This is a genomic window from Pseudomonas sp. M1 (assembly GCF_022760135.1).
In the GTDB taxonomy this organism is placed as follows: domain Bacteria; phylum Pseudomonadota; class Gammaproteobacteria; order Pseudomonadales; family Pseudomonadaceae; genus Pseudomonas; species Pseudomonas citronellolis.
The window spans coordinates 963761-990740 of the sequence record NZ_CP094343.1; the positions used below are offsets into that span (position 1 = coordinate 963761).

The following is a 26980-nucleotide window of genomic DNA, read 5'->3' on the forward strand; positions in this document are numbered from 1 at the left end:
AGTATCTGGAGCCACACCCATGCGCACTTTCCGACTGGTGATCGCCTGTCCCGACGGGGTCGGCATCGTCGCCAAGGTGAGTAATTTCCTGGCCACTTACAACGGCTGGATCACCGAGGCCAGTCATCACTCCGACAACGACAACGGCTGGTTCTTCATGCGGCACGAGATTCGCGCCGACTCCCTGCCGTTCGACCTCGACGGGTTCCGCCAGGCCTTCGCCCCCATCGCCCGCGAGTTCAACATGGTTTGGCGCATCACCGACTCGGCGGTGAAGAAGCGCGTGGTGCTGATGGCCAGCCGCGAGTCGCACTGCCTGGCCGACCTGCTGCACCGCTGGCACAGCGGCGAGCTGGACTGCGAGATCCCCTGCGTGATCGCCAACCACGACGACCTGCGCAGCATGGTCGAATGGCACGGCATCCCGTACTTCCACGTGCCGGTGGATGCGAAGAACAAGCAGCCGGCCTTCGACGAGGTGTCGCGGCTGATCGACGAGCACCAGGCCGACAACGTGGTGCTGGCGCGCTACATGCAAATCCTGCCGCCGGACCTGTGCCAGAAGTACCGCCACCAGGTGATCAACATCCACCACAGCTTCCTGCCCTCGTTCATCGGCGCCAAGCCCTACCACCAGGCCTCGCTGCGCGGCGTGAAGCTGATCGGCGCGACCTGCCACTACGTCACCGAGGAACTGGACGCCGGTCCGATCATCGAGCAGGACGTGGTGCGCGTGAGCCACCGCGACAACGTCGAGGAGATGGTGCGCCTGGGCAAGGACGTGGAAAAGATGGTGCTGGCGCGCGGTTTGCGCTATCACCTGGAAGACCGTGTGCTGGTGCACGATAACAAGACAGTGGTGTTCGACTGAGGACCTGTCCACGATCTGCTGCGCGTCGGCATAACGGCGTTAAAAACAGGCGAGCGATGCTCATTTAGCGGACTAAACTGCGCTCTCTCGCCTGTTTCTGCCTTGTTCTGCTCTAGCTCGCGAGATCGTAAACAGGCCCTGAGCCGCGTCGGCCGGGCGAACCCGCATTGCAGGAGAGCCCGGCCATGTCCGACGAGAAAGCCCCCGGCACAGCCACCCCGCCGCCCACCCTGGGCGAGGGCTGTACCAGCCGCTACGACATCGATGCGCTGAGCGAGGAGGACGGCACCGAGTTCCCCGGCGCCGCCGAGCTCTGGCGCGAAGTGCAGGACGAAGGGGGGCGCCCCGAGGCGCCGCCGAAGAAACCCTAGCCGATTCGCCCGTGTGGAGGTGACCCATGCGCGCCATGCTGCTCGAACAGGTGGGCCAGCCGCTGCGACTGCGCGAGCTGCCCGTGCCGCAACCCGGCCCCGCTGAGCTGCGCGTGCGCGTGGCGGCCTGCGGGGTGTGCCGTACCGACCTGCACGTGGTCGACGGCGAGCTGCCGGCGGTGCCCCTGCCGGTGATCCCCGGGCACGAGATCGTCGGCTACGTCGATGCCCTGGGCGCGGGCGTCGAGGGTTTCGCCCTGGGCCAGCGGGTCGGCGTGCCCTGGCTGGGGCATACCTGCGGTCACTGTCCACCCTGTACCCGCGACCAGGAAAACCTCTGCGACGCGCCGCAGTTCACCGGCTACACCCGGCCGGGAGGCTATGCCGAGTACGTGGTGGCAGATGCGCGTTTTACCTTCGCCCTGGGCGAGGCGGGCGACGATGCCGAGCTGGCGCCGTTGCTCTGCGCCGGGCTGATCGGCTGGCGCTCGCTGGTCAAGGCCGGCGACGGCCGGCGCCTGGGCCTGTACGGCTTCGGCGCGGCGGCGCACATCGTGCTGCAGGTGGCGCGCTGGCAGGGGCGCGAGGTCTACGCCTTCAGCCGCCCCGGCGACCACGCCGCCGAGGCTTTCGCCCGCTCATTGGGCGCTGTCTGGGCCGCCCCATCCGACCAGGCGCCGCCACAGCCGCTGGACGCGGCGATCATCTACGCCCCGGCCGGCGAACTGGTGCCCGCCGCGTTGCGCGCCGTGCGCAAGGGCGGCCGGGTGGTCTGTGCCGGCATCCACATGAGCGACATCCCGAGCTTCCCCTACTCGATCCTGTGGGGCGAACGCGAGCTGGTCTCGGTGGCCAACCTGACCCGCCGCGACGGCCTGGAGTTCTTCCCCGTCGCCGCCCGAGCCGGGGTGCGCACCGAGGTGCAGCGCTACCCGCTGGAGCAGGCCAACCAGGCCCTGGACGATCTGCGCCACGGGCGTTTCCAGGGCGCGGCGGTGTTGGTGCCGTAAAGGGTGGGGGCCTGGTGTGGAGGCCGGGCCATCGCGGACGGAGTCCGCTCCTACGACCGTGCCTCCCTGGCGCTGTCTCGCGGTGGCGCTGATGGGTATCGCTTCGCTCAACACCATCCTACGAAAAGCCATGCTTGCTCATGCGCTAGGAGCGGACTCCGTCCGCGATAGCCGGAGGTTCCGGCGCGATTCGCGGATGAAATCCGCTACACCTCCCCATCCGCGCCATTCCCCTGTAGGAGCGCGTCCTGCGCGCGAAATCGCCGGCAGAGTCCGCTCCTACAGGTCAGGCACGGTAGTCCTCCCCCGTAGGAGCGGACCTTGTCCGCGATAGCCGGAGGTTCCGGCGCGATTCGCGGATGAGATCCGCTCCTGTACCTCCCCATCCGCGCCATTCCCCTGTAGGAGCGCGCCCTGCGCGCGAAATCGCCGGCAGGGCCGGCGCTAGGCGTCGCGGTTGCGCAGGCCGATCAGGCGGCGCAGCAGCGGGCGTCCGGCCATGATGGCGAACACCGGCGCGCCCGCCACCAGGTAGAAGTAGTAGGTCACCACCCGCCAGACCAGGATGGCCGCGGCCGCGGTCGGCTTGCCCACCAGCGGGCTGAGCATCGCCAGCGAGGTCAGCTCGGTGCCGCCGGCGCCGCCCGGCAGCAGGGTGGCCAGGCCGGCGGCCAGGGACAGCAGCTGGATCAGGAAGGTCCAGGCCCAATGCAGCTCCACGCCCATGGCCTGGAGGATCAGGTAGAGCACCGAGAAGCGCAGCAGCCAGTGGCTGCTGGTGAGCAGGAACACCAGCGCCAGGCGCCGGCGCGGCTGCTTGAGGCTGGTGGCGATACTGTCGCGGAAGTGCAGCAGCTTGCGCGCCCAGTGCAGGCGCCGCCGCGGCTTGACGCCCAGGCGCGCCATCAGACGGCCGTTGGCGCGGATCACCCGGCGCTGGAAGCGCGCCAGCAGCACCACGCCGAACAGGATGCCGCCCAGCAGCACGGCGCTGACCAGCAGCGAGGATTCCAGGTTCGGGCTCAGGCTGTGGGACAGCGTGTAGCACAGCACCACCAGCAGGGCGCTGAGGAAGAACAGCAGGTCGCTCAACTGGTCGACGGCGAAGATCGCGCTGCTCTGCGCCGGGCGCAGGCCGCGGCGGGCCAGCAGGGCCATCAGCGTCAGCGGCGCGCCGCTGCCGCCGGGGGTGGCGTAGAAGGCGAATTCCGAGGCCATGATGATGCCGATCGACTGCCGCTGGCTCAGCGGCCCGGCGCGGCCGGCCAGCAGCACGCGCAGCTTCTGGGCGTTGATCAGCCAGCACAGCAGGATCATGCCGAGCAACAGCAGCAGGTTGTCCAGCGGGAAGCTCGCCAGTTGCTCGAGCATCGGCCGGCCGCCCAGCACCAGCGGCACCAGCGAGGCGCCGAGCAGGGCGATCAGCAGCCACCAGGCGCGGCTCATGGCCGGGCCTCCGGGCTGGCGGGGCGCGCTCCGTTCGGGTCGGGGCGCAGGATGTTGCGGCAGACGAAAATGACATTTACCTCCGGGACTGTGTGCTTCCCTCTTCTGTGGACTACCGCTTCGGGCAGGCGTTCGCAGTCGCTGAGGGGAGTCTACGGCAGCCTCGGCAGTGGCGCCCCGGTCCTTTCGTCGGTCCGGGGCATCCGGGGCTCACGGGTGTTCGGTTTCCTTGGCGCCTTCCTCCAGCGCCTTGTTCTGCCAGCCTTCCTCGCCAGGCAGGATCAGGTTCAGGACGATGGCGACGATGGCGCACAGGGCGATGCCCTTCAGGCCGAAGTCGTCCGGGCCGGTGCCCGAGCCGATCAGCACGCCGCCGATGCCGAACACCAGGGTCACCGAGACGATGCACAGGTTGCGCGCCTGGGACAGGTCGACCTTGTGGCGGATCAGGGTGTTCATGCCCACCGAGGCGATGGTGCCGAACAGCAGGCAGAGGATGCCGCCCATCACCGGCACCGGGATGCTCTGCAGGATGGCGCCGAACTTGCCGACGAAGGCCAGGCCGATGGCGAACGCCGCCGCCCAGGTCATGATCTTCGGGTTGTAGTTCTTGGTCAGCATCACCGCACCGGTGACTTCGGCGTAGGTGGTGTTCGGCGGGCCGCCGAACAGGCCGGCGGCGGAGGTGGCGATGCCGTCGCCCAGCAGGGTGCGGTGCAGGCCCGGGGTCTTCAGGTAGTTCTTGCCGGTCACCCCGCCCACGGCGATCACCCCGCCGATGTGCTCGATGGCCGGGGCCAGGGCCACCGGGACGATGAACAGGATGGCCTGCCAGTTGAATTCCGGCGCGGTGAACTTCGGCAGCTCCAGCCAGGGCGCGGCGACGATCTTGGCCACGTCGACCACACCGAACATGAACGACAGCGCGTAGCCCACCAGCACGCCGCTGATGATCGGCACCAGGCGCAGCATGCCCTTGCCGAACACCGCGACTATCAGGGTGGTGACCAGCGCCGGCATGGAGATCAGCATGGCGGTGCGGTAGGGGATCAGCTCGGTGCCGTCGCCGGCCTTGCCCATGGCCATGTTGGCGGCGATGGGGGCCATGGCCAGGCCGATGGAGATGATCACCGGGCCGATCACCACCGGCGGCAGCAGGCGGTCGATGAAGCCGGTGCCCTTGATCTTCACCGCCAGGCCCAGGAAGGTGTAGACGAAGCCGGCGGCGACCACCCCGCCCATGGTCGCGGCCAGGCCGAACTGGCCCTTGGCGAGGATGATCGGGGTGATGAAGGCGAAGCTGGAGGCCAGGAACACCGGCACCTGGCGCCCTGTCACCAGCTGGAACATGAGGGTGCCGAAGCCGGCGGTGAACAGCGCCACGTTCGGGTCCAGGCCGGTGATCAGCGGCATCAGCACCAGGGCGCCGAAGGCGACGAAGAGCATCTGCGCGCCGGCGATGACCTGGCGCCACAGCGGGTCATGGAGTTCGTCGGCCATGGATCAGTTTTCCTTCTGCTTGGTGCCGAAGATCTTGTCGCCGGCATCGCCCAGGCCGGGGATGATGTAGCCGTTTTCGTTCAGCCCCTGGTCGATCGAGGCGGTATAGATGATGACGTCCGGGTGCGCCTCGGCCACCGCCTTGATGCCCTCGGGCGCGGCCACCAGCACCATGGCGCGGATTTCCCTGCAGCCGGCCTTCTTCAGCAGGTCGATGGTGGCGACCATGGAGCCGCCGGTGGCCAGCATCGGGTCGATGATCAGCGAGCGGCGCTCGGCGATGTCCGGCGCCAGCTTCTCCAGGTAGGTGTGCGCCTGCAGCGTCTCTTCGTTGCGCGCCACGCCCACGGCGCTGACCTTGGCCCCGGGGATCAGGCTGAGCACGCCGTCGAGCATGCCGATGCCGGCGCGCAGGATGGGCACCACGGTGATCTTCTTGCCGGCGATCTTCTCCACCTGCACCGAGCCGGCCCAGCCGGGGATCTCGTAGTTCTCCAGCGGCAGGTCGGCGGTCGCCTCGTAGGTCAGCAGGGCGCCCACTTCCTGGGCCAGCTCGCGGAAATTCTTGGTGCTGATATCGTGGCGGCGCATCAGTCCGATCTTGTGGCGGATCAGGGGATGGCGAATCTCGTGCACGGGCATGGACGGGGTCTCCGGGAGAGGGCTGGCAAAAAATTGCGGTAGCGTAAAGCATCTTAGGGGCAGTTGGCAGTCGGTGCGCGACAAATAGCCGCCGGCCGCCTACTGCCGGAACCCGCCTGGCCTGGCGCGGGATTGTCGGCGACTTTCGTCCGCCGGTACTTGCTCCAGGGCAGAGGGATGGGTACCTTTGCGCACTTTTTCCGGGAGAGCCCGCCAATGTCCGTCGATCTCGCGCACATCCGCCAAGTCATGGCCGAAGCCGATTGCCTGTACAACGACGCCGAAGTGGACGCCGCCATCGGCCGCGTCGCCCAGGCGATCAACGCGGACCTGGCCGAGCGCAACCCGGTGGTGTTCTGCGTGATGAACGGCGGGCTGATCTTCTCCGGCAAGCTGCTGCCGAAGCTGGACTTCCCCCTGGAGCTGTCCTACCTGCACGCCACCCGCTACCGTAACGAGACCACCGGCGGCGAGCTGTTCTGGAAGGCCAAGCCGGAAATCTCCTTCATCGACCGCGACGTGCTGATCGTCGACGACATTCTCGACGAAGGGCACACCCTCTCGGCGATCATCGACTTCTGCCGCCACGCCGGCGCCCGCGAAGTGCACACCGCGGTGCTGATCGACAAGGACCACGACCGCAAGGCGCGCCCGGACCTGAAGGCCAACTACGTCGGCCTGTCCTGCGTGGACCGCTACATCTTCGGCTACGGCATGGACTACAAGGGCTACTGGCGCAACGCCCCGGGCATCTTCGCCGTCAAGGGCCTCTGAGCCGTGGCCGGGCCGCGTTTCCTCGACCAGGCCCTGTTCGCCGGGCTGGCCGGGCAGGCGGCCGCCAACCCGCGCCGCCGCCAGCACCACAACCTGCACGCGATGGAAGAGCCCTGCCATCGCCTGCTCAATGCGCTGCAGCCGGACACCTACGTGCAGCCGCACTGCCACCGCAGCCCCGACAAGGCCGAGAGCATCATCGTGCTCAAGGGGCGCCTGGGCCTGCTGATCTTCTCCGAGGCCGGCGAACTGCTCGCCACCCGTGAGCTGTCGCCCGAAGGCGACTGCCCCGGCGTGGACCTGCCGCCGGGCACCTTCCACGCCCTGGTGGCGCTGGCGCCGGACAGCCTGATCTTCGAGTGCAAGGCCGGCCCCTACCAGGCCCTGGCCGACGACGAACGCGGCGCCTGGGCCCCGCGCGAGGGCGAGCCCGGAGCGGCTGAATACCTGGCCTGGATGCGGGCGCAGTTTCCCGCCTGAGTGCGAGGCTTTTCGCCGCAGGTGGTGTTCCCGCAGACCTCCTGGGGCGGCGGCAAGGCCAGCGGCATAGGGCGCGAGCTGGGGTCCTGGGGGCTGTCGGCGTTCGTCGGCATCAAGCACATCACCGCGCCGCGCTGACACATCGTAGGAAGCACGGTCTTGCAGGCTGCGCCGAGGTGCTCTTCGTAGGATGGGTTGAGCTTGCGATACCCATCGGGCCATGGTGATGGGTATCGCTTCGCTCAACACCATCCTACGGGGGTTCTGTGTTTGCCGGAGGGCATAGCAATGTAGGGCGCATAGCGCCTACGCCCGTCTTGCAGGTAGCGCCGAGCTCGCCTGCAACGAGCGGACTTTGTCCGCGATAGCCGGATTCCTGAGCGTGTATACAGGCTAGGGCAGGGACGCGGCGCAAAGGTCCTCCACCAGCGCCTGCAGGGCCTGGTTGCGGCCCGCATCGTCGCGCAGCAGCAGGCTGTGCTCGATGCCGTAGCCGAGCCGTTCGGCGAGCAGCGGGCGCAGGTCGAGCTCGGAAACGTTGTGCAGCAAGGGGCCTCTGCATCCGTCTGGCGGCATGTGAGCGAGCGAATGCATCGAATCTTATCGATGCGTGAAAGCCCCCGCCACGTACCTGTACGAGTGCCGCCGGGCCCGTGCTAGAGTGCCGGACGAGTTTTCCCGCGGGGTTCACGATGACGTTGCGCCACCTGTTCTGCCTTGCCTTCCTGGCCTTCTCCGGGCCGCTGTTCGCCGCCGCTGCGCCGGTGGCCCATGCCCAGTTCCTGCCGCCGGACGACAATAACCTGCGCGGCGAGGCGCCGGAGCAGCAGCAACTGCTGCAGGTCACCGAATACAGCGTGGTGCTGGGCAACCAGCGCCAGTCCAACCAGCAGCCGATCCCGATCACCACCCCGGCGCTGCTGCGCCTGAAGGGCAAGCCGCTGAACAAGGGCGGCGCCGTGACCCAGGTGCTGATCAGCTTCGACAGCGAGGGCAAGAGCCTGAAGAAGCCCAGCTACGACGCCGCCAGCCGCACCCTGAGCCTGTCCTACCCGGCAGCGTCCTATACCCAGTTGCTCGACCTGCTGCGCCATGGCCCGGTGTTCTGCCAGTTCCTCAGCTATCCCAACGGCCACGTCTGGGCCGACCTGCACAGCGGCGCCGTGCGCCTGCGTTGAGCCGGCGCCCGCCGCGGGGTTACACTGCCCGCCTTTGATGACGGCCGGGCCGTCGACTGGTGCCGTAGAGAGAAGCGAGCGATGCGTAAAGACAAGAAGCAGGTGATTGGCGAAGAGATCGGCGACGAGTCGATCAAGCTGTTCCTCGAGGTCGAACCGGCCGACGACACCCCGCCGTCGCTGCACAAGCTGATCAAGGCCTACCGCGGCCTGCGCATCGACGATTTCGAGCGCTTCGTGAAGTTCTTCGTCGAGGCCGGTTACGACCTCGGCGCGAAGAACGCCAAGGGCGAGGACTTCGTCGCGCTGATCCGCGACCAGCGCCAGGCCGAGCCCTACATCGAGGTGATCGAAGCTGCCCGCGGCTGATCGGCCCTGTCGTGAAGAAGCCCGCCGCGTGCGGGCTTTTTCGTGCCTGACGCTCGCCCCGTAGGATGGGTGGAGCGAAGCGATACCCATCGCCATGGCCGCATGGGTTTCGCAAGCTCAACCCATCCTACGAAGAGCGCATCGGCGCAGATCCCCCGCCCCCCGCCTAGACTTGCAGGTAGAACAACGACAAGGTGAGGACGCCGACATGCATGTACAGCCCTATCTGTTCTTCCACGGCCAGTGCGACGAAGCCATCGCCTTCTACCAGCAGGCCCTCGGCGCGCAGCTCAACGCGCTGATGCGCTACGAGGAGGCACCGGGGCCGCTGCAGGTGCCCGACGGTTGGTGCGAGAAGGTCATGCATGCCAGCCTGCAGATCGGCCAGACCGAGGTGCTGATGTCCGACGGCCGCGGCGAGCACGAGGCGCCGTTCAATGGCTTTTCGCTGCACCTGGCCCTGCACAGCGTGGCCGCCGCCGAGAAGGCCTTCGCCGCGCTGGCCGAGGAGGGGCAGGTGGACATGCCGCTGGAGAAGACCTTCTGGGCGCAGCGCTTCGGCATGCTCCACGACCGCTTCGGCGTCGGCTGGATGATCAGCGCTCGCTGAAACGAAGGCTGCACAAACGAAAAGGCCCGCCGGATGGCGGGCCTTTTGCGCTGGCGCTGGATCACTGATCCAGCTGCAGCTTCTGCCAGGTGTAGGCGTTGATCTCGCGGTAGGCCGAGGCATCGGTCTCCAGCTGCTTCTCGCGGGCCGGGAAGATTTCCTTGAGCTTGGCGCCCCAGGCTTCGGACTTGTACTGCTGCGGGAAGCAGCGCTCCAGCAGGCCGAGCATGATCGACACGGTGACCGACGCGCCCGGGGAGGCGCCCAGCAGGGCGGCGATGGTGCCGTCCTCCGAGGCCACAAGCTCGGTGCCGAACTGCAGGATGCCGCCTTTCTTGGCGTCCTTCTTGATGATCTGCACGCGCTGGCCGGCGGTTTCCAGGCGCCAGTCGGCCGGGTTGGCCAGCGGGTAGAACTTGCGCAGGCTTTCCAGGCGCTGGTCCATGGACTGCATGACTTCGCGCACCAGGTAGCGGGTCAGGTCCATGTTGTCGCGGGCGACCGCCAGCATCGGCATCAGGTTGCTGCCGCGCACCGACAGCGGCAGGTCGAGGAAGGAGCCGTGGCGCAGGAACTTGGTGGAGAAGCCGGCGTAGGGCCCGAACAGCAGGGACTTCCTGCCATCGACCACGCGGGTGTCCAGGTGCGGCACGGACATCGGCGGGGCGCCGACCTCGGCCTGGCTGTAGACCTTGGCCTGGTGCTGCTTGACCACCTCGGGGTTGTCGCAGCGCAGCCACTGGCCGCTCACCGGGAAGCCGCCGAAGCCCTTGCTTTCCGGGATGCCGGACATCTGCAGCAGCGGCAGCGCGCCGCCGCCGGCGCCGAGGAAGACGAACTTCGCGCGGATCTTGCGCGACTGGCCGTTCTGGGTGTTCTTGATGTCGACGATCCAGTCCTGGCCGTCGCGCTCAAGGCCCACGACCTTCTGGAAGTAGCTGACCTTCGCGCCGTCCTGCTTGCCCAGACGGGCCAGAAGCTGGTTGGTCAGGGCGCCGAAGTTGACGTCGGTGCCATGCTCGACGCGGGTGGCGGCGACCTGCTCGTCGGCCGGGCGGCCGGGGATGGTCAGCGGCGCCCACTGGCCCAGCTGCTCGCGGTCCTCGGTGTAGACCATGGACTCGAAGGCGTGGTGCTGGCTCAGCGTCTCGAAGCGCTTCTTCAGGAAGGGCACGTCCTTGCCACGGACGAAGCTCAGGTGCGGCACCGGGTTGATGAAGTTGCGCGGATTGCCGAAGCCCTCCTTGTCCACCAGGTGCGCCCAGAACTGCTTGGACACCTCGAACTGGGCGTTGATCTGCACCGCTTTCTTGATGTCGATGGAGCCATCGGCGGCCTGCGGCGTGTAGTTCAGCTCGCAGAGGCCGGCGTGGCCGGTGCCGGCGTTGTTCCAGGGGTTGGAGCTCTCGATGGCTCCGGACTCCTGCAGTTCGACGATCTCCAGGCGGGTGCCGGGTTCGACTTCCTTCAACAGGGTCGCCAGGGTTGCGCTCATGATGCCGGCGCCAACCAGCAGCACATCCAACGCTTCGTGTTCGTTCGCCATTCTCGCTCGCCACACTCTCGTGAAGTAGTGAAAAACCTTCAAATCACGCTCTTATGGAGACGTGAAGCTCAAAGGGGGTCGTCGCTGCGGGCGGGTCCGGACTCGGTACGGAGGGGACTCGCGGCAATCCTTGCCTGAAAGTGTCGTCGCAACGATCGGTACAAAGCGCGGGACCGGTGGCCACGGCGCAATTGGCGACTCTCTAGGAGGGTGTGACAGGCCGACGGGCGCAAGGCTGTCGTGCTGTGGGACCCGATCAGGAGGCGTCCTTATAATCGGGGCGCGATTATAACGACGAAAAGCAAAAAAAGCCCTCGTACTTAGACTTTTTTCCGAGTTCCAGTCACCGGATTTCCTATTTTTGCACCAATATGGTGCGACATGCCCTTGCGCATGTCGCCGCCAAGGAACCTGCAACAAAGTGCCAGCGTCCAAGCTGCAGAGCGCTATCAGGGCGCTCCGACGGCCGGTATACTGCCCGCCGTTCCGAGCCCAACCCATGGAGACACGAACATGTTGCAGCGCCTGTTGCTCAGTCTGATCGCCGCCGGCACCCTGGCCTTGTCCGGCTGTGCCCTCAGCCCGCAACAACTGAACCCGGACCCGGTATTCAAGGGCCAGCCGGTCGCCGTCGGCCAGGGCCAGCCGGTGGTGGTGAAGGTGGTCGACGGCCGCCAGAGCACCGAGCTAGGCACCCGTGGCGGCCTCTACTCGGAGACCAGCGCGGTCACCGTGCGCAGCCAGGACGTGATTCCCAAGCTGCAGGCGCAGACCGAGGCGGCGGTACGCCTGCTCGGCTTCACTCCCTCGCCGAACGCCTATAACGCCCCGACCCTGACCCTCACCCTGGCCGAGCTGAAGTACCAGTCGCCCAAGGACGGCATCTACGTCACCGAGGCCACCATAGGCGCGACCTTCCGCGTCGACGTGCAGGCCGGCGGGCGCCGCTACAACGGCCGCTACGGCTCCAGCCTGAACCAGCGCTTCGGCATGGCGCCGAACCAGCAGACCAACACCAAGCTGGTCAGCGACGTGCTCAGCGACGCCCTGGACCGCGTGTTCAAGGACCCGACCATCGGGCAGACGCTGAACCAGCGCTGATCATACTGGCGCGAATGAAAAAGCCCGGCGAGTACCGGGCTTTTTCGTTCATGGTCGCGGGAATTCAGGCGGCGGCCTGGCGGAACGGGTCGGTCTCGTAGGCCGGCTGGCGCTCGTCGGCTTCCGGCAGGTCCAGGTGTTCGTGGCCGCAGGCCTGGCAGTACACCAGCCAGTGGTCGTCCTGGACGTTGAAGGAGAGGTCGGTGACCACGGCTTCGATTTCATCCAGGTGTTCGATCAGGTAGGCGCTTTCGTGGGGTACGATTTCGAGCATGGCGAATCTCCTAGGCGGGATACCGGATGGCGAAAGGTGACTAGCCAGTCACGTGCCAGGTGTCGGAAAAGGCTTAGAACCCTTCTCGATAAGGCTGACGTTCGTCGTGAATAAGACGACCGAACTGGCTGTGCCTTCCTCCTGACAGATACAATCGGGCGTCTTTCTTTCAGTCCTGTGACGCACCCGCTGCGGTTCGTCGCTTCGTACAGAACTCGGCCTTGGCGCTTTCTGGCTTCCGGGCGTGCAGTCCTGAAGTGTGGAGGTCGTGATGTCGCTGCAGGCGCTCTGGAATCTGTTCCAGGCCCATCCCGCCCGGGTTCTCAACGACCTGGCATTGTTCTTCGCCCTGGCCGGCGCCTGGCTGCTGCTGGCCACCCGCCGGCGCGAGCGCCAGGCCCTGCAACGCCTGGTCGCCGGTGGCGAGGGCGTGGCCGCGCCGCTGGCCGAGGCCGAGCCTTCGACGGCCAGGATCAACCGCTTCTTCTACCTCTTCGGCTTCGCCTGCCTGGCCCTGGCCGTCGCGTTGAGCCAGTACAGCACGCACCTGCCGGGCTGAAAACGCACCGTCACGATGCAAAAGGGCGCCCATGGGCGCCCTTTTCGTTCATGCGGTGGCTCAGGCCTGCTTGAGCCGGTACTGGTTCAGCACCGGGTTGGCGTACTGCAGGACCAGGTAGGGGCGGTGCTCCGGCGGGCAGGCCTGCAGGCGCTGCTGCCACTGCTCGCGGGCCCGGCGCAGTTCCTCGGCGCCGAACAGGCTCTCGGCGCCGGGCACGGCCAGGGCCGGGTCGCGCAGCTCGGACATCTCGTAGGCCAGGTAGTGCACCGGGAACAGCCGGTAGTTGCCGAGGATCTGCCGGTCCAGGGCGGCGGCCAGCTGCTTGGCGTCGGCGTAGTCGCCGTCCATCTCGGCGCCAAAGTTGATCTGCACGCGGCCTTTGTAGCCGGTGATGCCCTGGGCGATGCTGGCGTCGTCCTCGCCCGGCGCCTTGCGGTACTCGCCGGTAGTGGCGCGGGTGTACAGCTCGCGGGCCTTGGCGGCGTCGCAGGGGTCGTACTCGTAGCTGATCGACACCGGGATCAGGTGCAGCTCGCGGATCACCTCGGCGAAGGGCTCGTCCTTGCGGCTCATGTGGAACATCTTGAGGATCGCCGAGTCGGTGCGGTCGTCACCGTCCTTGGCGCGGCCCTCGGCCTGGGCGATCCACACCGACTCGCCGTCGTGGCGGATCGAATGGTTGATGTAGGCCGAAAGGGTGGTGTAGGCCGCCAGCTTCTCGCGCCGGCCGCTGATCGAGCGGTGCACGATGAAGCTCTTGTTCAGGCGCATCAGGTCGCTGACGAAGGGCCGCTGCAGCAGGTTGTCGCCGATGGCGATGCGCGGCGTCGGCAGCTTGGCGTGGTAGATGGCGTAGTTGCAGAACGCCGGGTCCATCACGATGTCGCGGTGGTTGGCGATGAACAGGTAGGCGCGGCCGCTCTTGAGGTTGTCCAGCCCGGAGTAGGTGACGCCGTCGGTGGCGTGCTCGATGGTGCGGTCGACGTAGGGCTCGCACTTGTCCTGCAGTTCCACCACGCTGCGGATGCCGGTGACCTCGCGGGCCAGGCGGTGGGCGATCAGCGGGCGCAGCAGCCAGCCGAAGGGGCGCGACAGGCGCGGATAACGATAACGCGCCAGAATACCCAGGAAGGCGTCGTCGCTCAGCAGGCGCTGGAGAACGGCCGGGACTTCGGCGTCGTTGTACGGTCGGATGGCTTCGAACTCGCCCATCATGCTCTCTTGTTCATGGGTGTAACTGGCACGGCACGCGTCTGGCGCGGGCCTCTCCCCCGGAAAAACGGCCATGCCCGCGGGCCTGGCCGGATAAAAAGACCGCGGGAGTATAACGGAAGTCACAGGGGACCTTCAGATGCTCGAGACCCAGGCTTACCACTGCCCCTATTGCGGGGAAGCGGTCGAGGCCGTGCTAGACCTCTCCGGCGGCGACCAGAGCTACTATGAAGATTGTCCGGTGTGTTGCCGGCCCATCCTGTTCCAGCTGTACACCGACGGCGCCCAGTGGTCGCTGGAGGTTCACCGGGAGGACGACTGATGCAGCGAGTCTACGAACCGGCCGACCTGGCCGAGGCCGAGTTGCTGGCCGGCATGCTGGCCAGCGAGGGCATCGATTGCCACCTCGGCGGCCGCCACCTGCTCGGTGGCATCGGCGAGCTGCCGCTGCACGGGCTGCTGCACCTGTGGGTCGACGACGGGGCGGCGCAACAGGCGCGGGAGCTGATCCAGGCGTACAATGCCGCGCAGCCGATGCCCGGCCCGGCCGACGAGTTCGGCCCAGCCAGTGGCGTGCTGCTCTGTTGAGGCCGCGCTGGAGCGCCGATGACCGCCCGCTTTGCCCTGTTCCGCTGGACCCGCGAGCTCGCCGAGCTGCCGGGCTTTCCCAAGGACCACCCGCCGCACTGGAACCTTGCCCCCGGCGCGCAGCTGCTGATGCTGCGCGAGGAGGCCGGCGTGCGCCGCGCCGACCTGGCGCGCTGGGGCCTGACCCCGGCCTGGCTCACCGACCTGTCGCGCACCCCGGCCCACGCCCGCGCCGAGACGCTGCACGAGCAGCCGATGTTCCGCGAAGCCTTCGCCCGCCGCCGCTGCCTGGTGCCGGCCAACGGTTTCTACGAATGGCGCGGCGTGCGCAAGCGGCCCTACTGGGTGGCCGGCGCCAGTGGCCTGAGCTATTTCGCCGCAGTCTGGGAGGCCTACCCGGTGGACGGCCACACCTGGCTGAGCCTGGCCCTGGTGACCCAGGCGGCCGGACCGCTGCGCCGCCCGTTGCTGCTGGAGAGCGAGGAGGACAGGGCCCTCTGGCTGGGTAACGAGACGCCGCTGCCCAAGCTGCTGAGCCTGCTGGCGCGGCCGCAGGTGCGGCTGCGGGAGCAGGCGTTGGCGAGCATAGTCAACGATCCGGCTTGTGATGGGCCGGAGTGTTTGACGCCGGCTTGATGCGGGAGCGCTGAAGGGGCTTTCGTAGGAGCGAGCTTGCTCGCGAATGGCGCCTCCCGGTTGTCGATGTGCGACAGATTGGCTCCGCTCCCTCTCCCCAGCCCTCGGCTGCGCGCCCCGCCCTGAAGGGAGAGGGGGCTAGACCGTGCCGAGAACAGGCATGGTTTCAGCCGGAAACCACCGCGCTTGCCGGCTGACGCAGGAATACCCATGCACGCCGAACGGTCCCCTCTCCCTTCAGGGAGAGGGTTAGGGAGAGGGCGCTCTTCAGGGTAGGTACCCACGCAACCCCCCTTCGCGAGCAAGCTCGCTCCTACAAAAAACACCCTCCACCCTCCGCCTTATCATCCAGAGGCCCCCACTCGCATTCAGCAGCCTGATAGTGCGCGCCAGTTTCCCCTGCGCTTGCCTAAGCTGCACTCCACCCCTTCGCTCTGGCCGCGTTGGCGGCGAACAGGAGTTCGGCATGCACAATAACAACAACGGCTACCCCTCCAGTGCCGTGGCCTGGTCCACGGTGGCGATCCTCATGGTCGCCTACGTCCTGTCGTTCATCGACCGGCAGATCCTCAACCTGCTGGTCGGGCCGATCCGCCGCGACCTGGCCATCAGCGACACCCAGATGAGCCTGCTCATGGGGCTGTCCTTCGCGCTCTTCTACACCCTTTGCGGCATCCCCCTCGGGCGCATGGCCGACAGCCGCAGCCGGCGCGGGCTGATCACCGTCGGCGTGCTGATCTGGAGCGCCATGACCGCGGCCTGCGGCCTGGCCCGGCAGTACTGGCAGTTCCTGCTGTTCCGCGTCGGCGTCGGCGTGGGCGAGGCGGCGCTGTCGCCGGCGGCCTATTCGCTGATCGCCGACAGCTTCCCGGCGCAGCGCCGGGCCACCGCCATCAGCGTCTATTCCATGGGCATCTACCTGGGCTCCGGGCTGGCCTTCCTGCTCGGCGGGCTGGTGATCAAGTTCGCCTCGGCCCAGGGCGACGTGCACCTGCCGCTGCTCGGCGAAGTGCGCCCCTGGCAGCTGATCTTCCTCATTCTCGGCGCCGCCGGTGTGCTCTTCACCCTGCTGATGCTGGCGGTGAAGGAGCCGCAGCGTCACGGCGTGGGCGCCGGCGTCGAGGTGCCGATGCGCGAGGTCGGCGCCTACTTGCGGGCCAACCGCAGGACGGTGATCTGCCACAACTTCGGCTTCGCCTGCATCTCCTTCGCCAGCTACGGCAGCGGCGCCTGGGTGCCGACCTTCTTCGTCCGCACCTACGGCTGGGACGCCGGCCACGTCGGCGTGGTGTACGGCAGCATAGTGGCGGTGTTCGGCTGCCTGGGCATCGTCTTCGGCGGGCGCCTGGCCGACCGCTGGGCCAAGCGCGGCAGGACTGACGCCAACATGCGCGTGGGCCTGCTGGCGGCCTGCCTGGCGCTGCCGCTGTCGGTGACCTTCCCGCTGCTGGACGACGCCAACCTGGTGGCCCTGCTGATGGCGCCCACGGTGTTCTGCCTGAGCATGCCCTTCGGCGTGGCGCCGGCGGCGATCCAGGAGATCATGCCCAACTCCATGCGCGGCCAGGCCTCGGCCATCTACCTGTTCGTGGTCACCCTGTTCGGCCTGGGCGTGGGCCCCACCGCGGTGGCGCTGGTCACCGACTTCGTGTTCCACGACGACATGGCGCTGCGCTACTCGCTGCTGATCGTCACCAGCCTGGCGCTGCTGGGCGGCGTGCTGCTGCTGGGCATGGGCCTGAAGCCCTACCGCCAGAGCCGCGAGCACCTGCAGAACTGGAGCCTGCAGCGCGAACCCGGGCAGGACAAGGGCGGGATGCAGCGGCAGCCGGCGTAATCCACATCGCTTCCATGTAGGAGCAACTGTCTTGCAGGCTGCGCCGGGGGGCTCTTTGTAGGATTGAGGGGGACGCCTAGTCCTTGCTCGCGAATGAGCCCCCGCAGCGGAGTCTGTTCGCGAGCAAGCTCGCTCCTACGAGAAGCCGTGCCCTCCGGTATGGTAGGAGCGCGCCCTGCGCGCGATTCGCGGGCAGGGCCCGCTACAACGGTTATCCATGAGCGTTCAATGCGCCGGCGTCGGTTCGGCCACGGGCGTCAGGTTCTTCTTCGCCACCAGCGTGTACACGCACGGCAGCACGAACAGGGTGAAGAGCGTGCCCACGGTCATCCCGGTGGCGATCACCACGCCGATGTCGAAGCGGCTCACCGCGCCGGCGCCGGTGGCCAGCAGCAGCGGGATCACCCCCAGGACCATGGCCGCGGTGGTCATCAGCACCGGGCGCAGGCGGATGGCCGCGGCTTCTTCCACCGCCTCGCGCACGCCCAGGCCCCGTTCGTGGCGCAGCTGGTTGGCGAACTCGACAATGAGGATGCCGTGCTTGCTGATCAGCCCGATCAGCGTCACCAGGCCCACCTGGGTGTAGATGTTCAGGCTCGACAGGCCGAGGAACAGCGGCACTAGCGCGCCGCAGATCGACAGCGGCACCGTGACCATGATCACCAGCGGGTCGCGGAAGCTCTCGAACTGCGCGGCCAGCACCAGGAAGATCACCGCCAGGGCCAGGCCGAAGGTCAGCAGCAGGGCGTTGCCTTCCTGGACGAACTGCCGCGAGGCGCCGGCGTAGTCGAAGGCGAAGCCGCGCGGCGACTCCTGCTCGGCGATCTGCTTCACGGTGTCGATGGCGTCGCCCATGCTCACCAGCGGCACGCCGGAGACGATCGCCGAGTTCAACTGCTGGAACTGGTTGAGCTGGCGCGGCCGCGCGCGCTCGTGCAGGGTCACCACGGTGGACAGCGGCAGCAGCTCGCCGCGGCCGTTCTTCACGTAGTAGCTGCCCAGCCACTCGGGGTTCTCGCGGAAGTGCCGCTCGACCTGGGCGATCACCTTGTAGCTGCGCCCGTCGATGGTGAAGCGGTTGATCTCGCCCTCGCCCAGCAGGCTGGCCAGGGTGATGCCCAGGTCCTGCATGGACACGCCCATCTGCGCCGCCTTGGCGCGGTCGATGTCGACCACCAGCTCCGGCTTGTCGAAGGCCAGGTCGAGGTCGAGGAAGGCGAACTTGCCGGATTCCTCGGCGCGCTTCTTCACCCGCTCGGCCACCTGCAGCAGCGACTCGTAGTCGCTGGCGGTGTTGATCACGAACTGGAACGGCAGGCCCTCGCCGGTGCCCGGCAGCGACGGCAGGTTGAAGCCGAATATCTGCAGGCCGGGGATCTTGTCCAGCTCGGCCTGCACCGCGTGGAGCAGCTCCATCTGGCTGCGCTCGCGTTCGTCCCAGGGCTTGAGCAACATGCCGCCGATGCCGCTCTGCACACCGTTGTAGCCGTTGATCTGGAACGCCGAATAGTACTCGGGGAAGGTGCGGAAGATGCGCTCGAACTCGCCGGTGTACTTGTTCAGGTAGTCCAGGTTGGCGGTCTGCGGCGCGTTGGCCATGAGGAAGACGATGCCCTGGTCTTCCTCCGGCGCCAGTTCCTTGTGGGTGAACACCAGCAGCAGCGGGATGATCGCCAGCACCAGCGCGCCGAACACCAGCACCACCGGGCGGTTGTCCAGGGTGGCGTGGAGGCTGCGCTGGTAGCGTCGCTTCAGGCCTTCGAAGAGCAGATCCAGGCGGTGCGACAGGCCGCTGGGGTTCTCGTCGTGGCGCAGCAGGCGCGAGCACATCATCGGCGACAGCGTCAGCGCGACTACGCCGGAGATGATCACCGCGCCGGCCAGGGTGAAGGCGAACTCCTTGAACAGCGCGCCGGTCAGGCCGCTGAGGAAGCCGATGGGGGCGTACACCGCGGCCAGGGTGATGGTCATGGTGACCACCGGCACGGCGATTTCCCGGGCGCCTTCGATGGCGCCTTGGAAGGGCGACTTGCCGTCCTCGATGTGGCGGTGGATGTTCTCCACCACCACGATGGCGTCGTCCACCACCAGGCCGATGGCGAGCACCATGGCCAGCAGCGTCAGCAGGTTGATGGAGTAGCCCATCAGCTGCATGAAGAACAGCACGCCGATCATCGACAGCGGGATGGTCACCACCGGGATCAGCACCGAGCGGAAGGCGCCGAGGAACAGGAAGACCACCACGATGACGATGAGGATCGCCTCGCCGAGGGTCTTCACCACCTCGTCGATGGAGGCCTGGATGAAGCGCGTGGCGTCGTAGGCGATGGACACCTTCAGGTCCGGCGGCAGCTGTTCCTCCAGCTCGGGCATCTTGGCGCGGACTTCCTTGATCACGTCCAGCGGGTTGGAACTGGGCGTGCCCTTGATGCCGATGTACACCGAGGGGATGCCGTTGAACGAGCTGACCGAGTCGTAGCTGGCCGCGCCCAGTTCCACCCGCGCCACGTCGCTCATCAGCACGCGGCGATCGCCGAGGGTCTTCAGTGGGATGGCGGCGAAGGCCTGCGGCGATTTCAGGTCGGTGGCGGCGTTGACGCTGGTGACCACCAGCTCGCCCTTCACCTCGCCAGCGGCGGAGAGGAAGTTGTACTTGCGCACCGCGTCGTCGATGTCGCTGGCGGTGATGCCGTAGGCGGCCATCTTCACCGGGTCCAGCCACAGGCGCATGGCGAACACCTGGTTGCCGAGGATCTCGGCCTCGGCGATGCCCGGCAGGGTGGCGAGCTTGGGCTGGATCACCCGCGACAGGTAGTCGGTGATCTGCGGGTTGTCCATGTGCTCGCTGTAGAAGCTGATGTACATCAGCGCCGAGGCGTCGGCGGCTTCCTTGTCCAGCACCGGGTCCTCGGCGTCGGGCGGCAGCTGCGTCTTCACCTCGCCGATCTTCGACAGCAGCTCGGTCACCAGGCGGTCGGTGTTGGCGCCGATGTGCGCGTAGATGGAGATCACCGAGTAGTTCTGCCGGCTCACCGAGGTCATGTAGTCGATGCCCTCGGCGCTGGCCAGGCTCTGCTGCAGCGGCTGGGTGATGTAGCCCTGGATGGTCTCGGCGTTGGCCCCGGCGTAGAAGGTGGTGACGGTGATCAGCGCGTTCTCCATCTGCGGGTATTCGCGGATCACCAGGCGGCTGAAGGCCTGCATGCCGAGCAGGACGATCAGCAGGCTGACCACCGTCGCCAGCACCGGGCGGCGGATGAAGGGATCGGTAAAGGCCATGGTTCAGTCCTTTGTCGTTGCGCCCGCGCGGCCGTGGCCGGGCGGGGTTCGGCGGCCGCGCGGGCGGCCCTGGTGCTTGGGTTGCGGCTCAGCGCACGTCGTCGACGATGGCCACCGGGGTACCGCTGTCCAGCTTGAGCTGGCCGCTGGTCACCACCTGGTCGCCGACCTTCAGGCCGTCGAGGATCACCGCCTTGCCTTCGCGGCGCTCGCCGACCTTGACGAAGCGGCGCTCCACGGCCAGCAGCGGTTGGCCCTTGGCATCGTTCTGCGGCTTGCCGTCCTTGTCCTGCTTCGGCCCCACCACGTACACCGAGTTGCCGTACAGGGTGAAGGCGATGGCGGTCTCCGGCACCACCACGCGCTGCGCGGTTTCCGGCAGCTGCACCTCGAGGCTGGCGAACATCCCCGGCAGCAGCTTGCCGTCGGGGTTGGCCATGGCCGCGCGCACCTGCAGGTTGCGCGTCTCGTTGTCCACCCGCGGGTTCAGCGCCTGGATGCGCGCCTCGAACACCTGGCCCGGGTAGGCCGCGACCGTGACCAGCACGCGCTGGCCGACCTGCAGGCGGGGGAAGTCCTGTTCCGGCAGGAAGAAGTCCACCAGCAGGGTGGAAAGGTCCTGCAGGGTGGCGATGGGCGTGCCCGGCGAGACGTAGTCGCCGACGTCCACCTGGCGGATGCCGATGGTGCCGCCGAAGGGGGCGAGCACGCGCTTCTTCGCCAGCGCCGCCTTGAGCTGCGCGACCGTGGCGCTGGAGCGCTGCAGCTGCGCGGCCAGGCGGTCGAACTCGCTCTTGGAGATGGCCTGGCGGCCGACCAGGCTGCGGCCGCGCTCGAACTCCACCTGGGCCAGGTTGAGGTCGGCCTCGGCGGTGCGCAGGGTGGCGGCCTCGACGTCGTTCTCCAGCTGCACGATGGGCTGGTCGACGCGGACCTTCTCGCCGGAGGCGAACAGCACCTGGCGCACGGTGCCCGAGGCTTCGGCGGTGAGCACCACGCCCTGGTTGGCGCGCAGGGTGCCGATGGCCGGCAGGCGGCTCTGCCAGGTGAGTTCCTCGGCCTTGACCGCGGTGACGCTGACCGGCGGGCGCGGCGCGGTGAACTGGGCGATCTGCTTCTGGATGGAGAAGTACTTGGAGCCGGCGAGCACCGCGACTATGACGGCGACCGCGCCGAGCATGATCAGCATGCGGCGCAACATGTTCCTGTTCCTTGGTAAGTGCCTGGCGGCTCTGCGCTGCGAGGGGCCCGTTCCTGTATGACCGGCCCTGCCTTCGCGGGACTGCATCGGTTCCCGGAGCCTGGCGGGAATGCCCCGTTGCGGGGCAGAAGTGCGCACATTAGACGGAGTTCGCTGCCGCGTCAAAGTGCCTTGATTGCAGGACGTTTCCCCTCGCGGGGGATTTAGCGCGGCCCTGCGCGGTTCAGGACGCCAGGTGCAGGTGGTTGTCCCAGAACGCCGGCGGCAGTTGCAGCGCCTCGGCGGCGATCTTCTCGCCGCGGCAGTCGTAGAGGCGGCAGCGGCCCTGGCCGGAGGTGACCACGAAGCCGTCCTTCACCGCGCCGACGCCGGCGCAGTCGGGCAGCGGCGCGTCCAGGCGCAGGGCGCCGCTGTCCAGGTCCCAGATAAAGAAGCGGTTGCCGCGCGGCGCGGTCAGGGCCACCAGGCGCAGTTCGTCGTGCACCGCCACGCTGGCGGTGTACTGGACCATGGCCTGGCGCTGTTCCTCGCCCAGCGGGAAAGGCTGGAAGCTCTGGCCGGGGCGCTTGATGGCGAGCAGGTCGGCGGCCTCGTGGGCGTCACCCATGAACTGCTGGCAGGCGACGATGGTGCCGTCGGCGGCGATGGCCAGGTGGCGCACGCTGTTCATCTGCTGGGGCAGGGTTTCCTTGGAGATCAGCGAGCCGTCGCGGCGCATCAGCACCAGGCTCGGTTCCATGGCGTCGAGGTTCATCTCCACCCGGCTTTCGGCTTCGGTGCGGATGCCGCCGTTGGCCACCACCAGGGTCTCGCCGTCGGGCAGCCAGGCCACTTCGTGGGGGCCCAGGCCATGGGTCGGTACTTCACCGGCGTGCGCCAGCTTCTCGCCGTCGAAGCGGTAGATGCCGAGCAGGCCGCGGCCCGGGTCGGTGGTGTCGTTCTCGGTGGCGTAGAGCCACTCGCCCTCCTTGTGCCACACGCCGTGGCCGTAGAAGTGGCGGTCCGGCTGCGAGCCCAGGGTCTGCAGCAGGCGGCCGTCCTCCAGGCTCACCAGGTAGCTCTGGCGCCCCGGGCGGCGGGCCACGAACAGCGCCAGCGGCAGCGTCGGGTGCTGGACGATGGCGTGGCAACGCAGGCCCACCTCGGTGGCGAACGCGCAGCTGCCGTCCAGGCGGTAGCCCACCGCGTAGTGCTTGCCATCCGCGTCGTCGCGGGCGGACAGCAGCAGGGGCTCCTTGCCCTTGCGCGACAGCGTCCAGCCGCCGAAGGAGAGGGCGCCGAGCAGCAGGCTGCCCAGGCCGATCACGTGACGTCGCAGCATGGCGTTCACCTCTTTCACTTCATTCACCCCTGATCCGGCGAGCTAGAGCCAGGCTAGGCGGAGAGACACGGCGAATGCGGAGTTCGCATCTGCGAATTCGACGTGTCTGTCCAACGACGCATGGCCGACGCTCGACTGGTCAGTCGCCGTCGTTGGCGTTGAAGCCCAGCTGTACGTTCAGCGCCTTGGCCAGCTCGCCCTCGTGCAGGCGGTGGACCACGTTCAGGCTGTCGTACAGCTCGTTGAGCTGCTTGACGCCGGCATCGTCCTTGAGCAGTTCGCCCAGGGGCTGCTTGAGCGCGGCGAACTTGCCGTGGACGTCGGCGTAGGCGGCGTCGATCTTGCCGGCCAGGTCCTTCTGCTCGCTCGGCAGCAGGGCGCGCAGGCCCTTGCCGTCGGTGCCTTTCCACAGCGCCTCGGCGCCATTCAGGCTCGACTCCAGGCTGGCCAGGGAGATGTCGCTGCGCCAGTTCTCGGCCTGGAACGGCTGCGGGATGCCCTTGCTCTGGCGGCCCAGCGGGGTGCCGAGCTTCTTCTTCAGCATGTCCAGGGCGGTGACCTGCACGCGCATCATCTCGGCGATGGCCTCGTGGGCGTCGGCGTAGCGCTCGTTGGGGAACTTGCTCATCTGCGCGAGCATGCCGTTGTCGGCCTTCCAGCGCGTCAGGATGTCCTGGGCCAGGGCCTGCTGGTGCTCGCCGATGGCTTCCAGCAGCGGGCAGTAGCGCGCGCGGGTGGCGGCGTCGGCCAGGTCGATCCTGGCGTCGAAGAGGATGTATTCGTAGGCGGTCAGGCCCTGCACCACCACGCTGGACTTGGCCAGGGTGGCGGGGGTGATCTGCGCGTCGCCGTTGAGCAGTTGCTCGACCTGGCGCGCCACCAGGTTCTTCTTGTCCGGGTAGAACTGCACCTGCCAGGCGCGGTTGCCCTCGGCCAGCGGGCCGATCAGCAGCGGCTGCAATTCGGCCCAGGCCTTCTGCGCGGCGACGAAATCGGCGCGAGCCTTGGCCAGCTCTTCCTTGCCCTGGCAGAAGGCCAGGGCGCTGGCGGCCAGGGCGCGGTCGGCGTCGACCCAGCGGCTGTAGGCCGGCAGGATCACCTGCTGGGCCAGCGCGGCGCTGGTGGTCGCCTGCGGGTCCTGCGGCGAGCAGGCGCCCAGGGCGATGGCGAGGCTGGTGAGCAGTAGTCGGGGGCGGAACATGTTCGGCTCCTTAGAGTGAATTCAGGAAGTCCAGCAGGGCGCTGCGCTGCGCGGCGTCGAAGGCCAGTACCCGCTGCCTGGCCGCCTCGGCCTCGCCGCCGTGCCAGAGCACGGCTTCCAGCAGGTTGCGCGCGCGCCCGTCGTGGAGGAACTGGGTATGGCCGTTGACCACCTCGGTCAGGCCGATGCCCCATAGCGGCGGGGTGCGCCAGTCGCGTCCGCCGGCGAGAAATTCCGGGCGATTGTCCGCGAGTCCCTCGCCCATGTCATGTAGTAGAAGGTCGCTGTAGGGGCGGATCACCTGGTTGGCCAGCTCCGGCTCGGCGGCGTCGGGCCCGGTGGTGAACTTCGGGGTGTGGCAGCCGGCGCAGCCGGCCTGGTGGAACAGCGCCTTGCCGGCCAGCACCTGCGGGTCGTCGACCTTGCGCCGCGCCGGCACCGCGAGGTTGCGCGCGTAGAAGGCGACCTGGTCGAAGATGCGCTGGCTGACCTCGGGCTTGCCGCCGTCGACGGCCTGGCGGCAGTCGACCTGGGCCTCGGTGCAGTCGTCGCCGGGCAGCAGGGGGCTGGTCAGGCCCATGTCGCCGGAGAAGGCGTGGGCGTTCTGCTGCGCCACGTCGGGCTGCCCGGCCTTCCAGCCGAAGCGGCCGAGCACGGTCTGCTGGCGGGCGTCGTCCCAGACGCGGTTGGCGCGGCCGCGGATGCCGTCGCCGTTGCGGTCCTCGGCGTCGGCATTGGCCAGGATCGCCGCTTCGGGGATGGCCTCCAGCAGGCCCAGGCCGATCATCGGCGGGGCGACGCGGGCGGAGAACTGGGTGTCCGGGTGCATGGGGCCGTAGCCCAGGTCGGTGAGGCGCAGGATCGGCTTGCGCAGCTCGACCTCGGTGCCGTCCTTGAAGCTCACCTTCACCGGCTCGTAGTCCATGCGCACCCGCGCCTCGGGGGCCACGCCGGGAATCGCCGAGTCCTGCAACTGGCCGCCGTAGACCGGCTCGGGCACCACGCCCAGGCGCTTCAGGGTGCGTGCGTCCTCGGCGCCGGCGGGAATCGACAGGCGCACCAGCATGGACACCGCGTTGATGTCCCTGGGCCCCGGCGGATGGCCGCGGCCGTCCTTGATGTGGCAGTTCTGGCAGGCGTTGGTGTTGTACAGCGGCCCCAGGCCGTCGCGCGCGGTGGTGGTGGTGGGCGCGATCACCCAGGGGTTGCGGAAGAAGCTGTTGCCCACGCTGAAGTCCAGGCGGCGGCTGGGCGTGAGGTTGCCCGAGGGCATGGAGTAGGCGTTGCGGTCGGCCTGGTACACGGTGGCGCCGCCGCCGGACAGGGCCTCGCCCGGTTCGGCCACCGCCTTGGGCTCTTCGCGACCGCAGCCGGCAAGGGCCAGGGTAGCGAGCAGGGCGGCGAGGGCTGCGGTTGGACGGCGGTACATCGAGGCGATCCAGGCTGAAAAACGGGCGGGCCATCTTAGCAGTTGGGCAAATGCAAATATGAAAAATTTGTATTCGCTATTGCCGTGTGGCCCGGATGAAACGCCAAGGCCCCGGTTCGCGGGGCCTTGGCTTGGCCAGTGCGCTGCGGCCGGTTGCCGCAGCGCGGGCGTCGATCAGAACTGGTGATCGGCGTTGTCCGGCTTCAGGTCCTGGATGCCCAGGGCGGCGGCGGCTTTCTCGATGGCGCCGGTCTGCTTGACCAGGGAAGCGATGGCGTCGCTGATGATCTTGTGGTCGGCTTCGTCGGCCGGGGCGATCATCTGGTCGAAGTGCACGCCATCCTTCTCGGCGCGGTCGACGATGGCCTGCATCTTGGCCTGGGTAGCGTCGAGGTCGGCCTTCAGGTCGGTGTTGGCCTGGGCATCGGCCTTGGCCACCAGGTCGGCCACGCTCGGGCCCTTGACCAGGCTGCCGTCCACGCGCTTGTACTCGCCCAGGTAGATGTTGCGGATGCCTTCGGCGTTGAAGTACAGGGTGTGGTGGGTGTTGTCGCTGAAGCAGTCGTGCTCGTCTTCGGTGGAGTTGGCTTCCAGGGCCACCTTCATGCGCTCGCCGGCCAGCTCGCCCAGGGACAGGCTGCCCATGCCGAAGAAGATCTTGCGCAGGTTGGCGTCGGCGCCGTCGGCTTCCAGCTTGGCGCGGTAGTTGTCGGCGACGCCGGCCTTCCAGTTGCCGACCATTTCTTCCAGCTGGGTCACCAGCAGGTCGGTGACGGCCTTCAGGTAGGCCGCGCGGCGGTCGCAGTGACCGTTGCTGCAGTCCTTGCCCTGGACGTAGTCGGTATAGGGGCGGTTGCCGGCGCCGGGCTTGGTGCCGTTGAGGTCCTGGCCCCAGAGGAGGAACTCGATGGCGTGGTAGCCGGTGGCGACGTTGGCTTCGGAACCGGCCACTTCGTTCAGGCTGGCCAGCTTCTCGCCGGTGATTTCCTTGACGTCGATCTTGTCTTCGCCGACCTGGATCTCGGTGTTGGCGACGATGTTGGCGCTGGCGGCCGGGTTGCCCTCGGCGTGCTGGTAGTCCTTGGCGACGTAGTCGATCAGGCCTTCGTCCAGCGGCCAGGCGTTGACCGCGCCTTCCCAGTCGTCGACGACCTTGTTGCCGAAGCGGAAGGCTTCGCTCTGCGAGTAGGGCACGCGCGCGGCCAGCCAGGCCTCGCGGGCGGCCTTGAGGGTTTCTTCGCTGGGCTTGGCGAGGAAGGCGTCGACGGCCTTCTGCAGGGCCTGGGCGGTAGTCAGGGAGTCGCTGAAGACGGCCTCCGCCATGTCCGCGTAGTTCTTCACCACGGCCTTGACCGCGGCCTCGTCGACCTTGGCGGCGGCCGGGGCGGCGCTCTGGGTGCTGGCGGCCGGGGTGGCTGCCTGGCTGGCCGGGGCGGAAGCTTCTTTCTTGTCGTCGCCGCAGCCGGCGAGGGAGATGGCGATGGCCAGCAGGCTGGCGGTGGCCCAGGGCATACGAGTCATGGCGGGTTCCTTAGCATGAGG

28 protein-coding genes are annotated in these 26980 nt (G+C 67.9%); 15 read left to right on the forward strand and 13 right to left on the reverse strand.

Features of this window, described 5'->3' with window-relative positions; genetic code table 11:
• Positions 1-19 precede the first annotated feature (19 nt).
• The 3 genes from purU (at position 20) to PM1_RS04290 (ending at position 2252) form a co-directional block, all read left to right on the forward strand.
• Entirely contained in the window at positions 20-871 is an 852-nt protein-coding gene (purU, locus tag PM1_RS04280) for a formyltetrahydrofolate deformylase (protein ID WP_009615828.1), read from the forward strand.
• Between the two features lie 185 nt (positions 872-1056).
• On the forward strand, positions 1057-1242 hold the full coding sequence (locus tag PM1_RS04285) for a hypothetical protein (RefSeq protein WP_009615829.1): 186 nt from the start codon (positions 1057-1059) through the stop codon (positions 1240-1242).
• 26 nt (positions 1243-1268) lie between these two features.
• On the forward strand, positions 1269-2252 hold the full coding sequence (locus PM1_RS04290; protein ID WP_009615830.1) for a zinc-dependent alcohol dehydrogenase family protein: 984 nt from the start codon (positions 1269-1271) through the stop codon (positions 2250-2252).
• A gap of 444 nt (positions 2253-2696) precedes the next feature.
• Here the strand turns inward: PM1_RS04290 and PM1_RS04295 are convergent, their stop codons facing one another.
• From PM1_RS04295 to upp, 3 genes are all read right to left on the reverse strand, one after another.
• Positions 2697-3698 (reverse strand): lysylphosphatidylglycerol synthase transmembrane domain-containing protein, encoded by a 1002-nt coding sequence (locus PM1_RS04295; protein ID WP_009615831.1) that lies wholly within the window; start codon positions 3696-3698, stop codon positions 2697-2699.
• Positions 3699-3908: 210 nt separating this feature from the next.
• Positions 3909-5198 carry a uracil-xanthine permease family protein gene (locus PM1_RS04300; RefSeq protein WP_009615832.1) on the reverse strand — a complete coding sequence of 430 codons (1290 nt, stop codon included), beginning with the start codon at positions 5196-5198 and terminating at the stop codon, positions 3909-3911.
• 3 nt (positions 5199-5201) lie between these two features.
• Positions 5202-5840, reverse strand: a complete 639-nt coding sequence (upp, locus tag PM1_RS04305; RefSeq protein WP_009615833.1) for a uracil phosphoribosyltransferase — start codon at positions 5838-5840, stop codon at positions 5202-5204.
• A 216-nt stretch (positions 5841-6056) separates the two neighbouring features.
• Between upp and PM1_RS04310 the strand changes: the two genes are divergently transcribed.
• Genes PM1_RS04310 through PM1_RS04320 form a run of 3 tightly spaced genes read left to right on the forward strand, consistent with a single transcriptional unit; the run spans position 6057 to position 7232 of the window.
• Positions 6057-6614, forward strand: a complete 558-nt coding sequence (locus PM1_RS04310) for a hypoxanthine-guanine phosphoribosyltransferase (protein ID WP_009615834.1) — start codon at positions 6057-6059, stop codon at positions 6612-6614.
• Between the two features lie 3 nt (positions 6615-6617).
• Positions 6618-7094: a WbuC family cupin fold metalloprotein gene (locus PM1_RS04315; protein ID WP_009615835.1), complete on the forward strand. Its 477-nt coding sequence runs from the start codon at positions 6618-6620 to the stop codon at positions 7092-7094.
• Positions 7095-7232: a hypothetical protein gene (locus PM1_RS04320; RefSeq protein WP_024128436.1), complete on the forward strand. Its 138-nt coding sequence runs from the start codon at positions 7095-7097 to the stop codon at positions 7230-7232.
• A gap of 255 nt (positions 7233-7487) precedes the next feature.
• Here PM1_RS04320 and PM1_RS04325 read toward each other — a convergent pair whose 3' ends face one another.
• A complete protein-coding gene (locus PM1_RS04325; RefSeq protein ID WP_009615836.1) occupies positions 7488-7643 on the reverse strand; it encodes a hypothetical protein in 156 nt (51 codons plus the stop codon).
• Positions 7644-7786: 143 nt separating this feature from the next.
• Here PM1_RS04325 and PM1_RS04330 point away from each other — a divergent pair, with 143 nt between their 5' ends.
• The 3 genes from PM1_RS04330 to PM1_RS04340 all read left to right on the forward strand — a co-directional run bounded on the left by PM1_RS04330 (position 7787) and on the right by PM1_RS04340 (position 9251).
• Positions 7787-8272 carry a hypothetical protein gene (locus tag PM1_RS04330; protein ID WP_009615837.1) on the forward strand — a complete coding sequence of 162 codons (486 nt, stop codon included), beginning with the start codon at positions 7787-7789 and terminating at the stop codon, positions 8270-8272.
• A gap of 81 nt (positions 8273-8353) precedes the next feature.
• Entirely contained in the window at positions 8354-8641 is a 288-nt protein-coding gene (locus PM1_RS04335) for a PA4642 family protein (RefSeq protein ID WP_009615841.1), read from the forward strand.
• 208 nt (positions 8642-8849) lie between these two features.
• Positions 8850-9251, forward strand: a complete 402-nt coding sequence (locus tag PM1_RS04340) for a VOC family protein (RefSeq protein ID WP_009615843.1) — start codon at positions 8850-8852, stop codon at positions 9249-9251.
• Positions 9252-9312: 61 nt separating this feature from the next.
• Here PM1_RS04340 and mqo read toward each other — a convergent pair whose 3' ends face one another.
• Positions 9313-10797 (reverse strand): malate dehydrogenase (quinone), encoded by a 1485-nt coding sequence (gene mqo, locus PM1_RS04345; RefSeq protein WP_009615846.1) that lies wholly within the window; start codon positions 10795-10797, stop codon positions 9313-9315.
• A gap of 513 nt (positions 10798-11310) precedes the next feature.
• Between mqo and PM1_RS04350 the strand changes: the two genes are divergently transcribed.
• On the forward strand, positions 11311-11898 hold the full coding sequence (locus PM1_RS04350) for a YajG family lipoprotein (protein ID WP_009615848.1): 588 nt from the start codon (positions 11311-11313) through the stop codon (positions 11896-11898).
• 64 nt (positions 11899-11962) lie between these two features.
• Here the strand turns inward: PM1_RS04350 and PM1_RS04355 are convergent, their stop codons facing one another.
• The gene (locus PM1_RS04355) at positions 11963-12172 is read right to left on the reverse strand and encodes a hypothetical protein (RefSeq protein WP_009615850.1); all 210 of its coding nucleotides are present in this window, start codon (positions 12170-12172) and stop codon (positions 11963-11965) included.
• A gap of 271 nt (positions 12173-12443) precedes the next feature.
• On the opposite strand from PM1_RS04355, the gene PM1_RS04360 reads away from it, so the two are divergent.
• A complete protein-coding gene (locus PM1_RS04360) occupies positions 12444-12731 on the forward strand; it encodes a hypothetical protein (protein ID WP_009615852.1) in 288 nt (95 codons plus the stop codon).
• Positions 12732-12791: 60 nt separating this feature from the next.
• On the opposite strand, the gene PM1_RS04365 is transcribed toward PM1_RS04360, so the two are convergent.
• Positions 12792-13949: a 1-acyl-sn-glycerol-3-phosphate acyltransferase gene (locus PM1_RS04365; RefSeq protein WP_024128437.1), complete on the reverse strand. Its 1158-nt coding sequence runs from the start codon at positions 13947-13949 to the stop codon at positions 12792-12794.
• Between the two features lie 136 nt (positions 13950-14085).
• On the opposite strand from PM1_RS04365, the gene PM1_RS04370 reads away from it, so the two are divergent.
• The 4 genes from PM1_RS04370 (at position 14086) to PM1_RS04385 (ending at position 17007) form a co-directional block, all read left to right on the forward strand.
• Positions 14086-14268 carry a CPXCG motif-containing cysteine-rich protein gene (locus PM1_RS04370; RefSeq protein WP_009615856.1) on the forward strand — a complete coding sequence of 61 codons (183 nt, stop codon included), beginning with the start codon at positions 14086-14088 and terminating at the stop codon, positions 14266-14268.
• Positions 14268-14534 carry a putative signal transducing protein gene (locus PM1_RS04375; protein ID WP_009615858.1) on the forward strand — a complete coding sequence of 89 codons (267 nt, stop codon included), beginning with the start codon at positions 14268-14270 and terminating at the stop codon, positions 14532-14534. Before PM1_RS04370 ends, PM1_RS04375 begins: the two co-directional genes overlap by 1 nt.
• An 18-nt stretch (positions 14535-14552) precedes the next feature.
• Complete coding sequence (locus PM1_RS04380) at positions 14553-15170, forward strand: SOS response-associated peptidase (protein ID WP_009615860.1); 618 nt, start codon at positions 14553-14555, stop codon at positions 15168-15170.
• 466 nt (positions 15171-15636) lie between these two features.
• The gene (locus PM1_RS04385) at positions 15637-17007 is read left to right on the forward strand and encodes a spinster family MFS transporter (protein WP_009615863.1); all 1371 of its coding nucleotides are present in this window, start codon (positions 15637-15639) and stop codon (positions 17005-17007) included.
• Positions 17008-17232: 225 nt separating this feature from the next.
• Here the strand turns inward: PM1_RS04385 and PM1_RS04390 are convergent, their stop codons facing one another.
• From PM1_RS04390 to PM1_RS04415, 6 genes are all read right to left on the reverse strand, one after another.
• Complete coding sequence (locus PM1_RS04390) at positions 17233-20286, reverse strand: multidrug efflux RND transporter permease subunit (RefSeq protein WP_009615865.1); 3054 nt, start codon at positions 20284-20286, stop codon at positions 17233-17235.
• Between the two features lie 88 nt (positions 20287-20374).
• Positions 20375-21487, reverse strand: coding sequence for an efflux RND transporter periplasmic adaptor subunit (locus tag PM1_RS04395; RefSeq protein ID WP_009615867.1), 1113 nt, complete (start codon positions 21485-21487; stop codon positions 20375-20377).
• A 223-nt stretch (positions 21488-21710) separates the two neighbouring features.
• A complete protein-coding gene (locus PM1_RS04400; RefSeq protein ID WP_009615869.1) occupies positions 21711-22808 on the reverse strand; it encodes a DUF1513 domain-containing protein in 1098 nt (365 codons plus the stop codon).
• Positions 22809-22947: 139 nt separating this feature from the next.
• Positions 22948-24009, reverse strand: a complete 1062-nt coding sequence (locus tag PM1_RS04405; RefSeq protein WP_009615871.1) for an imelysin family protein — start codon at positions 24007-24009, stop codon at positions 22948-22950.
• 10 nt (positions 24010-24019) lie between these two features.
• Positions 24020-25438, reverse strand: a complete 1419-nt coding sequence (locus PM1_RS04410) for a di-heme oxidoreductase family protein (RefSeq protein WP_009615873.1) — start codon at positions 25436-25438, stop codon at positions 24020-24022.
• Positions 25439-25612: 174 nt separating this feature from the next.
• Entirely contained in the window at positions 25613-26959 is a 1347-nt protein-coding gene (locus tag PM1_RS04415; protein ID WP_009615875.1) for an imelysin family protein, read from the reverse strand.
• Positions 26960-26980 lie beyond the last annotated feature (21 nt).